Raw genomic sequence first — 14,486 nt, 5'->3', positions numbered from 1 at the left:
CTCCTTCTATTTTTGAAACATACGTGTCCCATTTAAACAAATAACCGGCTTAATAGCAAATAATCCTCATTTCATATCGTGTGCAATTTTAAGCGACTTTAGTTAAATACCCTATATTTATAGGCCTGAAAACCTATTTATCTGTATAATAAAAATGTAACCACTAATTGGAGGGATGACTAAATGGAATTGAACAAACAAGTAGTCCATATGTTTGTCAGAGAACTGCATGTCAGAGATTTTGAACAGACATCAGCGGATATGACGAAAATGCACCGTATTGATATCGAGCAGCACCCGAATGACCCGCACGTCTTTGAATTCACACTGAATTTTATGTTTGCGCATTTCGGCACTCAAGTGGACGGGGTAATCGAAGCGACCATACTTGCCAGCAGCGCTGATGAGGATGTTGACGTTCTGGCGGAACTGCAGAGTGACGAGAAGATGTACGCTGTACCGCTATTTTCCAAGGCTTCCGCACTCATTGTCAAAATGACTGAAGACAGAGGTATGTTCCCGGTCATTCTTCCGGTTGAAGTATGGCTTGAAGATTAAGAATAAAACAAACGCCTGAAGCCATGTCTTCAGGCGTTTTTCATGTGATTGAAGTGATTAATGTCGACTACTACTGAGTCGAGCTTCTTCGCTGTCTGCTTTAATATAGTTCTCGCAACTTTGTTGTTCGGGTCCTGCTTCAAGATCTCTTTTGCAACAGTGAATGCTTCTTTGTCAGAAACGACCGGGTCAGGCACAGCATATAGGAACAACAGCTGCAGCAGGCTTTTAATTTCTTTATCTCCGGTCATCACAACAGAGCGTTTTGCATGATAGTATGCTGCGTTGAATGCACCGTTGACATCACTTAAAGGATAGACGAGGAGCAGGAAAGCAAGGTCATGGAGTTCGACTGTCTCCTCCGCTTTAATCATCTCGGCGATAAATGTATAGAACATAATGGATTCGCTGTCATAAGCTGCGCTGATAAATGCTTCTTCAAATGCCATAAAGTCCGTTTCAGACATCATCTGCTGCACCGCTGCGAAATTTCCATCTAAAATCAAATATTCAATTTCGTCTTTCATGATGTCCTCCTTTAAGATTATAGCTTTTTTATTTTACCATATGGCATGGTAATTTCCTATGAGTAACCTACAACCTATTTTGTAAATTAATTATATTTATTAATAAGTAATATTAAAGATTACGTAAAAAACCACTGTTCTCACACTCAATATTTTATACTCAGACTGCAGAGGAGGTCTGACGATGCTGGAGAGAATACTGCGCTTAATTATGACTGTCATCATATTCTTGATCATCCCGTCAAAACTGCCCGTGCCGCTGCTGCAGTTCGGCATGTTTACTGATGCCCAGTACTGCGACTGCGCACCGGAATATATACCGAGCTATCAATCACATCGGTATTTCCTCGCTACTCCGGCAAAGATGACTGAAGCAGTCAGGACATTTAACAGCAGGCCTCTCGCTTTCACCATCCAGCTCGGCGATACCATCGACCGCGACTATCAGTCGTTCAGCAAGATGATACCCCTTTATCAGCAGCTGAAATCACCCCGCTATGATGTACTCGGTAATCATGATTTCCCGGGTCATAACAACGCAGCAATGAGCGCGCTCCATATGGAACATAACTACTATACATTCGTTAAGCAGAACATCCGCTTCATCGTTCTCGATACTAATGAAATCAGCACATATGCGCATCCAAAAACATCGACGTCCTATGCCCTGGCACAGCACTATCTGACACAGGCGAAAAATTCCGCCAGACCGTATGCGCTTGAATCGAACGGGGCGGTCAGCAGCCGGCAGTTAGCCTGGCTTAACACGGTGCTGAAGACGGCGAAAACAGCCAGGCAGCCGGTCATCCTATTCAGTCATCATGCAGTCTATCCGCTTTATAAAGATAATGTGCTGAACCGCGAGAAGATTCTGGAGCTGATCGATAAATATGATAACGTGCAGGTGTATTTCAACGGACATACGCATAACGGAAAATATCACGTCAGAAAAGGCGTCCACTACGTCAACTTAAAAGGGATGGTTGAAACGCCTGACCAGAACGCCTACAGCATCATTAAGCTTTACGACAATCATATGCAGATCGACGGTTACGGACGGGAAGTGACAAGAACACTGCAGTTCAGGAAAATCTATTGATGGTATAACTGCCGTCAAAGCAATAGCCGTCTATTTCAAATAAGTGATTTTACGCCATATATATTCAAGCGGACCTTGCTTGAATTTCTTCAAATAACAGACCGCAAATATAATATTGAACAAATAAATCAGGACAGCAATCGTATATGTCTCCAGCAGATTCAGTGTGCCGAACAGCTGGAACCCATAGACAATGATGAACATGAGTATGCTCTGCATAATATAAGTCGTAAAGCTGAGCCTGCCGACTTTGCTGAGAGGCGCCGTCCATGTTCTGAACGTCGCGTGCTCACTCAGCAGCACAAGTGCAATGACATAGGCGGCGGCTAAAATAATACCGCCGCTGTATACGCCGACTTGATCCAGACTGAAGCGTCCGTAATAGATGAGCGGCAGACTTTTAATCGCAAGGCCGCTGACAAAGAACACTGCTGCAAGCAGTACAGCATATTTGCGGTATCGAATGAGACGCTCGAACAGCCTCACCCGCTTGGCAAACATTCCAAGCAGTATGAGCGGCAGTAGTGACGTCGCTCTGAAGAGAAATGAATCAGCATCCGTGACAAAGAAGTAAGTGAGAAAGTTATCGCCTGTCAGCTGAATGATTTTAACTAGATCATGACTATTAAGTACAGCCATCATGTGACGTGCGGCCTGCGTGTTGCTGCCCATGTAGTCAAGCTCGGGCCGCTGCAGCGCCAGTGTCAGTGTCGGTACCCAGTACAATGCAGCATACAGCAGCCAGAGAAAAAGTGCCGCGATTAAACTGAAGGCACGATCGATAAATAAAAACAGTACGCCGACTAGTGTCACAATCGCATACGACTGCAGAATGTCCCCTGAGAAAATCAGCATACCGTGAATGACACCGAAAATAATCATCGCACTGAGCCTTCTATAAGCAATCGGCGCAAAGCTGCTGCCTCTTGCGGCGGCGCTCTCATGCATCATTGCAAGCCCGTAGCCGAACAGAAAGGCGAAGATCGGATAGAAGGAGTTCTGCACGAACAATACTTCTATGCTGTACAGCACCCGGTCCCAGCCATGGCGGAATATCAAATAAGGATTCATATGAAACGTATCATGCGTGAAGCCGACAATATTCATTATAATAATGCCGAACAGGCTGAATCCACGGAGTACGTCCAGACTATAGATGCGTTCTTTCGTCATCTTATGTCCGGAACTTTGTGATGACTGCTGTTCATATTAAAGGCCCTCTCCTGTCATATCAAAATATAGATGGTAGTGATTGCTGCATCGCGGATTGAACGGCGCCGCACAGTGCGGGCACTGTACTGCTGCCATATAGTCATTGATTGTCAGCTCCATTTTGCAGCTGCCGCACAGTATCGCCTGTTTATCCCAGTCATCTTTCGGCCATGGAATAATAGAATGTGCCTCGTTTTCTTGATGACATTTGTAGCACGGATAATATTTGCTGCAGCAGTTAAACTTGATGGCGATGACATCTTCCGGCTGATGATAATGAATGCACCGCGTCTCATTATCGACTGTGCTGCCGAACACTTTAGTCATGATAAGCAATCCCTTCAATATCAAGCAGCTGTCGTTTAATATCAAGTCCACCGGAAAAGCCGGTCAACTTACCATTCCTGCCGATAATACGATGGCACGGTATAGCGACCATGACCGGGTTTCTGCCGATAGCGCCCCCTACTGCTCGTACCGCCTTGCTGTTATTAAGACGCGCTGCGATGTCGCCGTAAGTCAGTGTCCGGCCGTAGGGCACGGTCAGCAGCTGTTCCCAGACAAGCTGCTGAAACGGCGTCCCTTTTAAATCAAACGGCCAGTCAAAAGCGGTTAAGCTGCCGTTAAAATAATTCGTCAGGTCATCCATGTATTTCCTGTTATGTGCATCAGCAGGAGAACCCAGCAACACGTCTTCATTAAAGTGGCGCCCGAGCCACGTCATGACGACTGCCCGCTCATTATTGCCGAAATAACATACCCCTTTCTTTGATGCTGCCAAATAGTAGACAGTATCACCGTGCTGCCATTCGCTTAAATAAATCATACGTTCACCCCTTAAAATTGATCGGCTGCCTTAAATGCCGGTCGCTCCATATCTATGTGCGGAATCATGTCCTCAAAATAAATATCAGACACGGCTTTAAAACCGTATGACGCATAGAAATCATGAAGATGCGCCTGCCCCTGAAGATGCAGCGGCGTATGGGAATGATGCGTTTCAATATAGTTCATGACTTTCTCCATCAATATACGGCCGGCTCCGCTGCCACGCTGTGCCGGCGCCACAATCACTCTGCCGATATGCACAGGTTCATCGATAATGAGACGGGCATAGTTCAGGACGTCATCGTTTTCCCAGTCAAAAATATGAATGGACTGTAGATCCTTGTCGTCAATCTCCGGATAGGCGCACTGCTGTTCCACAACAAATGTATTGACGCGCAGCTTATAAATCTTAAACAGTTCTAATGTCGTCAGTCGGTCGAATTCTTTAAACTTCCACATAGTCGTCACCTCAGCGAGTTTTCTTTATTCTACTATATTCCAAGTTCACTTACCTTAAATTTAAAGCATAATTTCTCGTCAGACGGGTAAACAGATAATAACTAGTTTAACGAGGAGAATGATCATGGCTAAAATACTAGTAGTAGCAACTAATGTCGAAAAGTATGAGACGACTGACCGTGCAACTGGTGTCTGGCTCGGCGAAATGACACATTTTGTCGAAGAGATGGCAGCCGCAGGTCATGAAATTGATTACGTCAGCCCGAAAGGCGGCTATGTGCCGATTGACCCGGCAAGCTTGAAAGCGGCAAACGATACTGACTGGAAATGGTATGGCAATGATATCTTCAAACAGCGTGCACTTGCTGCTACAATGAAGCCGTCAGCAGTCAATCCATTAGAATATGCGGCAATTTATTACGCGGGAGGCCACGGCGCCATGTGGGACTTCAAGGATAATACCGAGCTGCAGGAAATTGCAGAGACTATCTATGCTAACGGCGGCTTTGTTACTGGTGTATGTCACGGCGTCGTCGGTCTAGTCAATGTAGTCGACCGGCAGACAGGTGTCCCGGTGCTGCACGGGAAGAAAGTCACCGGTTTCAGCACGATGGAAGAACGCCTGAACGGCACTAAGAAACAGATGCCTTATTTGACGCAGGATGCGATGACTGCAGCCGGCGGGAAATATAAAGCGAAGCGTCCCCTGAAATCGTATGTGCGGATTGACGGCCGCGTTATCACCGGGCAGAATCCACCGTCCGCACAGAAAGTCGGTAAAAAGTTAGCTGCTGCTCTTGAGGCAAAATAAAAAACCAGGTTAGACCTATATAGGTCTAACCTGATCTGACTGTTTATTAGAATCGGTAGTAGCCAGTGACTGTACCATCAACATATGATACTGCACGTTCGCCAACGCCTTCAGCAGGATTAAGTGCATCGACCATCATACCGCCGCCGATGTAGACACCAACGTGTGATCCGTCGTTAAAGAAGACTAAGTCGCCTGGTTGCGGGTTAGATACCGGTGTACCTGCTGCCATTTGAGCGTATGTTGTACGTGGAATTGATTTACCCATCGCTGCCAGTACTTGCTGTGCAAATGATGAACAGTCTACTGCAGTAGAAGTGTTAGCACCGTAAACGTAGATACGAGTTGCAGCCATGCTGTTTGCTACTGATGCTACATTGTTATTGACTGCAGCAGATGTTGTTGTAGAAACTGCTTTTTGATAAGTAGTATTTTGGTTGAAGTTTCTTACAGTTGTCTGTGTAGTGTCAGCATTCGCTTCAGTAGTGACTGAGTTAGCTCTGAAGTTGTTATTTGAACCATAGTTATAGTTGTATACAGTGCTTCCATCTGCATTAGCAGTATAAGTGTAGTTATATTTGTAGTCATTTGAATAGTTATAGTTGTAAGAAGTTGAAGTAGCATTGTTCATATGTGCTTGTGCTTCCGGAGTTCCTTTTCCGTATGCAGCTGCATCCGCATGATGATTACCTGCTACTGTTAAACCTGCTAATGTAGATAAAGCAATAATAGTTTTTTTCATTTTGTAATTCCTCCGTTATATATGGTTAATTCATTAAAAGTTACGAGTTATTTAGGACAGATAGAATCATACCATATAACAATTAATAAAAGGGCCTTGTTATAGTATTGTTACGACACTGAAAATTATTAAGCCAGATTGTAATAATATACATTTTACACTTTCCTCTTCTCGAAGCCGTCATAGCAACGTTCATTTTCCTATTTATTCCTTTTAATTTACAAATTAAGGAATAAATATTACAGTGCATCTTTTTCTCTGTCATATTACTTAACACTGTATTAAAAAAATTCCTGCCGCATCTGCGGCAGGAATTCATTAATATAGCAGCTAATAATATCTGTAGAAACCAGTGATTGTGCCGTTGATATAATAAATTGAACGCTCTTTAACACCTTCTACTGGATTTAGTGCATCGACCATCTGGCCGTTGCCGATATAGACACCAACATGAGTCCCGCGATTGAAGAAGACGAGATCTCCTGCTTGAGGATTGTAGACACGTCTGCCTGCTTTTATTTGAGCATGAGTTGTTCTTGGCACGCGTTTACCGACAGCACTCATAACTTGCTGAGCAAAGGCTGAGCAGTCCACTGCATAATTGTTGTTCGCACCATATTTGTAAATACGTTTTGCAGCGATGCTTCTTGCGACTGATGCCAAATAGTTACCGGATGCTTTCTTGTATGTCACTGTCTGTCGTACAGCATCTGCCTCATGTACTGGTGCAGCAATCCCGGTCGTCAATAAAGCAGCAGTCGTTACAGCGAGCAATGTCTTCTTCAAGCTGGTAGTCCCCCTTAGTTGATTAGTAGTATTAGCTTCTCTTTATAAGTTAAATTAATCATAGCACGACAAATTCTTGAAACGCTTATTGTCATTTATTTGTTACATAAGTGATATACAACATGTTCCATTGTTACAATATGAAGAAACGATTGACAGTGATGACAAGTGATATAGGAGGCATAAGATGAAATTTAATTATGAACAGGATTTCAAGAAGATTGACTTTCGCAAGCATCCCGAGCTGTACCAAGTCGGGCGTGGTGAGCAGGGTGTGCTGCTCGTCGAACCGTATAAAGGCGAAATACTTCCCCACTGGCGCTTTAAGACGCCGGACATCGCGAAGAAATCAAGCGCAGAAATTTATCAGTTATACGAGGCTTATAAAGAGGCAGACGATTTTGTCGGCATGGATATGGCGAGAAAATTCATCCAGATGGGTTACACACGTGCCATGCGTTATGCGCATCATAAGTCTGGCCGGAAATATGATGATGACCGTAAAGTCATGCCGAATGAAGATGATGACATTAAACGGCAGTCGGCACTGATCTTTAAAGAATACTGGGATAAAATCCGGGCCGACGCAGATTATCAGCGGATGAAAAAAGAGCATAAAGACCGCTATGAACAGTAAACGGTCATAAAAAACCACCTTGGCGTTTCTCCAAGGTGGTTTGTGATTAACGGTCTGCCAGCTGTTTCGTCCGGTCAACCAAATATTTGGAATCAAGTGTTTTAGCGAGCAGCTTTGTTTCATAGCCGAACAGTGTCATGACGATGATATGTACTCTCGCCTGTGTGAATTTATAGATGAACCATGGCAGTGTCGGCTCATATTCGTGGATGGCGATCAAACATTCATTCGTATCAAGCACACGCCGGAATTCAAGACGCGCACGGCCGCCTTCTACAGACCGCGCGAACTTACCTCCTCTAATATAGAAGAGCACCCGGTTTTCGCTTGAACGTTCCTTTGATTTCTCAAGGATGAGAATCGGCTCTTTAAAGATCGGCAGACTGATCATCAGCTTTTCATTTTCAATTGATGTATTGATGAAGGAATAACCGATACGCGATAACCAGTTGGCATAGTAGTTCGCTGTCTGGTCAATCGTCCAGCTGGATGGAATCATGATACGCTGCACTGATTTCACATCGCTCTTCTTCAGTTCATCACCAATGGACTTCGATGATTTCTTTTTCTTCTTATCATCTTTATCTTCTTCGAATGCTTTTTTGATGCTTTCTTTGATCGGCGTCGGCGCATTGGAAATACCTTCCATGTAGTTTTTCTTGCTCGGCACCATGTCGTGGACCAGGCTGTCAAGCAGCGGATAGACCAGTTCTTTCGGTTCTCCGGCGATCAGGCGAACGACGGGTTTTGACAGCCAGACAGGAATAATCGGAAGATTGATCATCGGCAGTTTCTTATTCATCACTGCTGCTGTTTCTTTGAACATCTCTTTGTATGTCGTCACGTCATGACTGATATCAATCACTTCGTTCTCTGTTATATCCCGGTCAACTAGTGCCTTCAGCCCTGCTACGACATCGTCCAGTGCGACAGGCGCTGTCTTGCTGTATGCCCATTTCGGCAGCACAAGCGCCGGCAGCCGTTCCGTCAGTTTTTTCAGAATCGGGAACGACGATCCTTTTGGTCCGATAATGAGTCCGGCACGCAGTGTCGAGACCGGCACACCGTAAAACCCGAGGATTTTCTCGCATTCTTTCCGGCTCTTTAAGTGGTCTGATAAATCTTCTTCATCTTCATCAGGCGGCATAATACCGCTCATGAAGATGATATGTTTGACCCCTTTTGTTTTCGCGGCACGGCCGAAGTTATCAGCAAGTATCGCATCCATATCCATGAATGATGCCTGCGTCAGCTTAGCTGACGGCATCATTGAATGGACAAGATAGATTGCCGTATCAATGCCTTCCATCGCGTCCTCCACATCTTTCAGCGAGAACAAATCGACTTTTTTCCATTCCACATTTTCTTCATTCTCTTTGTTTTTAGTACTGCGCGACGCGGCAACGATATGGTGATTTTTCTTCAGTTCTTTCAGTAAGTGGCCGCCGATATAACCGGAAGCACCTGTCAGTAATATGTTCATGATTATCGTCTCCTATATCCAGATAGTTGTTTATACCCATACTGCGCATTAATAGTTCATGGAAAAGTGACAGTTTTAAAATAAGTTGATGACTCTGTGCCTCGTACTTTTCTATCCATTATAACACGTCCGCTTTCTTAAACTTTTCTTAAATACCGCCTTGGTTCAGTCGCTTTCATAGGCAGCTATGTTATCATCTTCATATCTCACACTAGAAGGAGGTTAACTATGGAGATCAAAATGACAGCCCGTGAAGCATACAAACGATTCTGGACGCAGGCCTTTGTGCTCAATCAGCGGGCAAGACGAAAAGAATTCTGGGTTCCTTTCATTATTCATATGACAATCGCTGCAGCAGGTTTACTGCTGGCTGTATTAATATCCCCCCGCTATCCTGATGCACTGCTGTTCAACCTGCAGCTCATCAGTGACACTGTACTGGTGATTCCTTTCTTCTCGGTCTTATTCAGACGGCTCCAGGATTTGAATATAACCGGCTGGACTGCACTGCCCGTCTTTATATTCACAGCACTGTTCAATGCTACAGAATTCATGACTCTTGATGACACAGCAGATGGCGCTGTTGTCTTCTGCTACGCCATCGTTTCTATTCTCTTCTTTATAGTGCTGGCGTTTGACGGGACAGAAGGTCCGAATAAGTACGGTCACGACCCGAAAGAAGTGATTGATGAATTAAATCCAAGACAATAACCGGATGGTCGGTGACTATCCGGTTATTGTTTGATGATTACTGCACCGTTAAATAACCTCTGATCAACGGCAGTTCCTGCTCCAGCAGCTGCTGCTGTGAGAGTTCCCCCGCATGCTCCCCCCAGAACGTCAGAGCAGAGCCGGCGATGTTAAAGGTTGTGACAGGATAGTAGTACTCACCGTTCTCATAGAAGTGATTAATCTTGTAAGCACGTTGAATATAACCAGCCTGTTCCGTTATATCTGCTGCACAACGGCTGTCAGGAAGGAAGTATAACGACATGGCGTTATAGTTGTAAACGCTGAGACCCGCCTGGGCGAAATCTTCAACAGTGACGTTAGTGTCCCCGCGCTGTGACCAGTATAAGATGGATACTGATTTGTTCAGGCCGCTTAAGCCGCTCTTAGTCAGGCTGTCATTCCAGAGCTGGGGTTTATATCCCGCCTGCACGGTATGTGCCGCTAACTGATTGATGTAAGTGAGCAGCTCATCCTGGAAAGCGTAACCACCTGTCACTTCATCACCGCCGATGACGATGCGCTGGCGGCCATAGAACTTCGGCTGCTTGAACTGAGTCATGACTTCTGTCAGCAGTGCTTTTGAGTGCGTGAGTGCGACCGTATTGCCGAAATAATCGACGACGCTGCTATCAAAGTCAGTCGTGATGCGCTCACCTGCTTTTAATCGCGGTGCCACTTTAACCGTCCAGGCAGCAGAATGAGCCGGCATATCGATGTCAGGGATGACCATAATGTCACGGTCGTTACAATAAGTGATCAATGCCGCTAATTCACCGGCAGTCAAGTAACGCGAGTTGGTTATATTACTCGTCTGATATAAGTAAGGGGAAGCAAGCGCATAGTTTTCATTGTCTGAGAAATGCAGCTGCAAGTAGGTGGCATTGTTCGCTTTCATCTCATCGACGATCGCTTTCAGTGTGCTGAGGGAGTGATACTTACGGGCGATATCAATTGTAACGCCTCTGTCATACGCTGCAGCTTCGGCTGTTGACAGAGAAGTGACTATAAAACTTATCAAAGTCAGGACGGTCGAGAGAATCATTTTCTTAATCATGAGCAGCTCCTATTATATTGTATGGACTAAATTATATAAATCATCATGCCATTTGACTACTCTTTCCGGCAGCTTTTACAGAAAAATTATAAACATAACAAACGGGATGCCAGTCATGACATCCCGTTTGTTTATATTATACTTCCTGACTGACTGTTTCTTTCTTCTTAACGAGGTTCAGAACTGCTGACGTCTCTTCGTTCACTTTACTGAACAGTTCTTCATTGTCGCCCAGCTGCTGACCGTAAGACGGCACCATCTCTTGAATTTTCGGTTGCCATTCAGCCATGTAGTCCTTGAAGCATTTGTCCAGTACATTCAGCATGACATGAACAGCTGTAGAGGCACCTGGTGACGCACCGAGCAGTGCCGCAATCGAGCCGTCTTCAGCGCTGATGACTTCTGTACCGAACTGCAGCGTGCCTTTTCCTTTGTCCGTATCTTTAATGACCTGCACGCGCTGACCGGCAACAACAATCTCCCAGTCTTCTGACTTCGCCTCAGGAACGAATTCACGCAGTTCTGCCATACGGTCTTCGTGCGACTGGATGACCTGGCTGATCAAATACTGCGTCAGCTTCATTTCCTTCGCGCCGGCAGACAGCATCGTCAGCACGTTATTCGGCTTCACTGAGCCGATCAAGTCGAAGTATGACCCTTCTTTCAGGAACTTCGGCGAGAAGCCGGCATACGGTCCGAATAGCAGTGAGCGCTTACCGTCGATGTAACGCGTATCTAAATGCGGCACAGACATCGGCGGTGCGCCGACTTTTGCTTTGCCGTACACTTTCGCGAGATGTTTGTTGATGACTTCTTCATTGTTGCACACTAAGAACAAGCCGCTGACCGGGAACCCGCCGACGTGCTTGGATTCCGGAATGTTGGTCTTCTGCAGTAATGGCAGACTGTAACCGCCTGCACCGATGAAGACGAAGCGCGCTGTATGCTCTTCTGTCTTACCGCTGCCGGCGTTATGCACTTTCACTTTCCAGCCGCGCCCGTCGCGTTTCAAGTCTTTCACCGCGTGGTTGTAGTTCAGTTCAACGCCCTGCTCAGCCAGTAGATTGAAGAGATCAACCGTCAGCCGGCCGAAGTTGATATCTGTCCCTGAATCCATCTTCGTGATCGCGATTTTGTCTGACGGATCACGGCCTTCCATCATGAGCGGCACCCATTCTTTCAAGACGGCATGGTCTTCAGAGATCTCCATGCCGCGGAACAGTGGATTGTCCTGCAGCGCAGCAAGACGGCGCTTCAAGAAATCGATGTTGTCCGCGCCTTCCACAAAGCTCATGTGCGGTACTGTCTTAATGAAGTTCTCAGGATTTTTCAGCTTTCCTGTCTTCACTAAATGCGTCCAGAACTGTTTAGACAGCTGGAACTGTTCATTAATGTTCAGTGCTTTACTGACATCGATATTGCCGTCAGCTGATTCAGTCGTATAGTTAAGTTCGCACAGTGCTGAGTGACCAGTTCCTGCGTTATTCCATGCATTGGAACTTTCAAGAGCCGGCTCACCGAGCTGCTCGAACATTTTGATGTTAAGATCAGGCTTCAATTCTTTCAATAATACACCGAGTGTTGCACTCATAATTCCGCCGCCGATTAAGATGACGTCAGTTTTAGCAGAACTGCTGTTAACAAAATTCATAACCCCGTTGCCTCCCAAAATAAATATCACATGCTTAAACCCTTTGACTTTTATTATAGACCTTTTACAGAGAAATCAATAGGGAAACAACCAACTTTCTCGCGAAAAATGTACGCGGTTACATAGAACGTTCTTATTAAATAGTAAGAAAAACAAAAAACCGTCCCTCGCAAGGAACGGTTTTCAGCTTTCTTTCTGGCGAATCAGCATGACAATGAATAAGAAAGATAATAAGGCTGCAGCAGCAATGACAACCCAGGAATCCGATAATACTTTCATCTTCTCCCATATCGATTTCTCGACCATAGGCTGCGGCAGGACCGGCTGCGGCGTCACTTTCTTCCCGTCTTTCGTCGTCCGCTCGGCATAGATGAGCAGACGCTCTGCTCCTGACGGCGTACACGTGAGAAGTGTGAGGACATCTTTCCCCTGCCTGACTGCCATCGCTTCCACTTTGTCGGGTGTTACGATCACACGGTCATACACTTTATAGTACAACGTCTCTTTAAAGTTATTGATGATCACCTGGTCGCCGTTTTCCAGACGGTCAATATGCGTGAACCACTCATGGTAAGGCGAATAGCTGTGCGCGGCAAGGACGCTGTTTGTCGAGCGGCCGCCAACGGGATAGCTCGTGCCTTCAACACGTGACACACCGCGGTTCAAGTTTTCCGGCGTCGCTTTGTCGTATACCGGGTAATGTAAGTTCAGCTTCGGAATCTTCACTGTCGCGATGACGTCATCGGAAATCATCTGCTCATCATCACTGTCATTCTTCTTCACTTGTACTGCCGGCGCTTCAATCGTCTGATTCATCGTCATCTGCCGGTTGTACTGCTCAAACTGCATATATCTATTCTTCTGGTCGTCGGAATCCACCTGAAAATGTTTATTCAGCGCGTCAGACTCCTGCGACATATCATAGTTATAGTACACTTTCGCAGCGAGGGGATAGAGACAGATAAAGAGCCCCGCGCAAAACAGCACGACAGCAAGCCACTTGTTCATTACGTTACCTTCTTCTTCCGCTTATTCCACAGACGGTATAATAAGTATAAGATAAGCGCTACAGCAAGACCAATCAAGTAATTTCTGTAGACATTCAGGAATTTATACCACCACGGTTCCTGTGCTGCCTCATGTTTCTTCGCTTCTTCAGGGGTATACGGCACGCGGTGACCGGTGACAATCAAACGGTGCGAGTTGATCATATACGGCGTGCAGGTGAGCAGTGTCAGCTGGTCCTTGCCTTTCACAATCTTCAGCTTGCTGAAATCACTCGGCTCGATTACGTCAATATGGTCCACTTTATAGGCAAGAACTCCCTGAATATTATGGACGTAGATCATGTCGCCGAGCTTCATCTTATCAAGATCCGTGAACAGCTTCTTGTCCGGCAGACCTCTGTGACCGGTGATAACCGTATGCGTCGATTCCCCGCCGACCGGCAGTGACGTGTTCTCCAGATGACCGAGCCCTTCCTGCAGCACCCGTTCAGTCGTCCCCGCAAACAGCGGCAGATCCTGATGAATCCTCGGAATCTCAACGTGCCCCATCTTCTCATGCACTTCAAGCATCTTCGCATACTCCCGCTTACCCGCCGCTTCCTCTGCCTTGCTGTAAGCGTCGTGCAGCACTTCGTTGCCGCTCAGTGATTCATTATAGGCCTTCGCCCTGTTGATCCGTGCGTCAATCTCCTTGTCAGACAATAACTCCACTTCTTTATTGAAGTCGTTCACTTCAGTCCCTGATTCATAATCATAGTACACAGCGCTAATCATCGGGTAGATCAATATACCAAGACCAATAAGAAATATAAAGGCAAATATTAAATTAGAAAGACGATTGTTCTTTTTCTTTTTCTGTTTTTTCTCGGAGCTCAAAATGACTCTCCTCCTTATAAAAAA

17 protein-coding genes are annotated in these 14,486 nt (G+C 45.7%); 5 read left to right on the top strand and 12 right to left on the bottom strand.

What is annotated here, in order from left to right; translation table 11 throughout:
- The first annotated feature begins 183 nt into the window (after positions 1-183).
- Positions 184-558 (top strand): hypothetical protein, encoded by a 375-nt coding sequence (locus tag KFV11_RS02405; RefSeq protein ID WP_149457905.1) that lies wholly within the window; start codon positions 184-186, stop codon positions 556-558.
- A 29-nt stretch (positions 559-587) separates the two neighbouring features.
- On the opposite strand, the gene KFV11_RS02400 is transcribed toward KFV11_RS02405, so the two are convergent.
- Entirely contained in the window at positions 588-1,085 is a 498-nt protein-coding gene (locus KFV11_RS02400) for a hypothetical protein (protein WP_254250270.1), read from the bottom strand.
- A 184-nt stretch (positions 1,086-1,269) separates the two neighbouring features.
- Here KFV11_RS02400 and KFV11_RS02395 point away from each other — a divergent pair, with 184 nt between their 5' ends.
- A complete protein-coding gene (locus KFV11_RS02395) occupies positions 1,270-2,184 on the top strand; it encodes a metallophosphoesterase (protein ID WP_149457903.1) in 915 nt (304 codons plus the stop codon).
- A 30-nt stretch (positions 2,185-2,214) separates the two neighbouring features.
- On the opposite strand, the gene KFV11_RS02390 is transcribed toward KFV11_RS02395, so the two are convergent.
- From KFV11_RS02390 to KFV11_RS02375, 4 genes are read right to left on the bottom strand one after another with little or no spacing between them, the layout of a single operon-like run.
- A complete protein-coding gene (locus tag KFV11_RS02390) occupies positions 2,215-3,357 on the bottom strand; it encodes a DUF418 domain-containing protein (protein ID WP_149457902.1) in 1,143 nt (380 codons plus the stop codon).
- Positions 3,358-3,393: 36 nt separating this feature from the next.
- Positions 3,394-3,723, bottom strand: coding sequence for a CHY zinc finger protein (locus tag KFV11_RS02385; RefSeq protein ID WP_254250269.1), 330 nt, complete (start codon positions 3,721-3,723; stop codon positions 3,394-3,396).
- Positions 3,716-4,222 (bottom strand): methylated-DNA--[protein]-cysteine S-methyltransferase, encoded by a 507-nt coding sequence (locus KFV11_RS02380; protein ID WP_254250268.1) that lies wholly within the window; start codon positions 4,220-4,222, stop codon positions 3,716-3,718. Before KFV11_RS02380 ends, KFV11_RS02385 begins: the two co-directional genes overlap by 8 nt.
- Before the next feature lie 11 nt (positions 4,223-4,233).
- Entirely contained in the window at positions 4,234-4,683 is a 450-nt protein-coding gene (locus tag KFV11_RS02375) for a GNAT family N-acetyltransferase (RefSeq protein WP_254250267.1), read from the bottom strand.
- 118 nt (positions 4,684-4,801) lie between these two features.
- Here KFV11_RS02375 and KFV11_RS02370 point away from each other — a divergent pair, with 118 nt between their 5' ends.
- On the top strand, positions 4,802-5,494 hold the full coding sequence (locus KFV11_RS02370; RefSeq protein WP_254250266.1) for a type 1 glutamine amidotransferase domain-containing protein: 693 nt from the start codon (positions 4,802-4,804) through the stop codon (positions 5,492-5,494).
- A 46-nt stretch (positions 5,495-5,540) separates the two neighbouring features.
- Here the strand turns inward: KFV11_RS02370 and KFV11_RS02365 are convergent, their stop codons facing one another.
- Positions 5,541-6,236 (bottom strand): C40 family peptidase, encoded by a 696-nt coding sequence (locus tag KFV11_RS02365; protein ID WP_254250265.1) that lies wholly within the window; start codon positions 6,234-6,236, stop codon positions 5,541-5,543.
- Positions 6,237-6,566: 330 nt separating this feature from the next.
- Positions 6,567-7,022 carry a C40 family peptidase gene (locus KFV11_RS02360; protein WP_254250264.1) on the bottom strand — a complete coding sequence of 152 codons (456 nt, stop codon included), beginning with the start codon at positions 7,020-7,022 and terminating at the stop codon, positions 6,567-6,569.
- 187 nt (positions 7,023-7,209) lie between these two features.
- On the opposite strand from KFV11_RS02360, the gene KFV11_RS02355 reads away from it, so the two are divergent.
- Positions 7,210-7,659, top strand: coding sequence for a DUF4385 domain-containing protein (locus KFV11_RS02355; protein ID WP_149457896.1), 450 nt, complete (start codon positions 7,210-7,212; stop codon positions 7,657-7,659).
- A 46-nt stretch (positions 7,660-7,705) separates the two neighbouring features.
- Here the strand turns inward: KFV11_RS02355 and KFV11_RS02350 are convergent, their stop codons facing one another.
- Complete coding sequence (locus tag KFV11_RS02350) at positions 7,706-9,142, bottom strand: NAD(P)H-binding protein (protein WP_254250263.1); 1,437 nt, start codon at positions 9,140-9,142, stop codon at positions 7,706-7,708.
- A 228-nt stretch (positions 9,143-9,370) separates the two neighbouring features.
- Here KFV11_RS02350 and KFV11_RS02345 point away from each other — a divergent pair, with 228 nt between their 5' ends.
- Positions 9,371-9,853 carry a DUF805 domain-containing protein gene (locus KFV11_RS02345; protein WP_254250262.1) on the top strand — a complete coding sequence of 161 codons (483 nt, stop codon included), beginning with the start codon at positions 9,371-9,373 and terminating at the stop codon, positions 9,851-9,853.
- Positions 9,854-9,890: 37 nt separating this feature from the next.
- Here the strand turns inward: KFV11_RS02345 and KFV11_RS02340 are convergent, their stop codons facing one another.
- The 4 genes from KFV11_RS02340 to KFV11_RS02325 form a co-directional block, all read right to left on the bottom strand.
- Positions 9,891-10,928, bottom strand: coding sequence for a family 20 glycosylhydrolase (locus KFV11_RS02340; RefSeq protein WP_254250261.1), 1,038 nt, complete (start codon positions 10,926-10,928; stop codon positions 9,891-9,893).
- Between the two features lie 136 nt (positions 10,929-11,064).
- Positions 11,065-12,579 carry a malate:quinone oxidoreductase gene (locus KFV11_RS02335; protein WP_254250260.1) on the bottom strand — a complete coding sequence of 505 codons (1,515 nt, stop codon included), beginning with the start codon at positions 12,577-12,579 and terminating at the stop codon, positions 11,065-11,067.
- 183 nt (positions 12,580-12,762) lie between these two features.
- The gene (locus KFV11_RS02330) at positions 12,763-13,587 is read right to left on the bottom strand and encodes a class C sortase (protein ID WP_254250259.1); all 825 of its coding nucleotides are present in this window, start codon (positions 13,585-13,587) and stop codon (positions 12,763-12,765) included.
- Positions 13,587-14,462, bottom strand: coding sequence for a class C sortase (locus tag KFV11_RS02325; RefSeq protein ID WP_254250258.1), 876 nt, complete (start codon positions 14,460-14,462; stop codon positions 13,587-13,589). The genes KFV11_RS02330 and KFV11_RS02325 overlap by 1 nt, the downstream gene beginning before the upstream one ends.
- Between the last annotated feature and the right edge of the window lie 24 nt (positions 14,463-14,486).

The sequence above is a fragment of the Macrococcus equipercicus genome, assembly GCF_024205945.1.
Lineage (GTDB): Bacteria > Bacillota > Bacilli > Staphylococcales > Staphylococcaceae > Macrococcus > Macrococcus equipercicus.
This window is presented reverse-complemented; position numbering and strand designations above follow the sequence as displayed.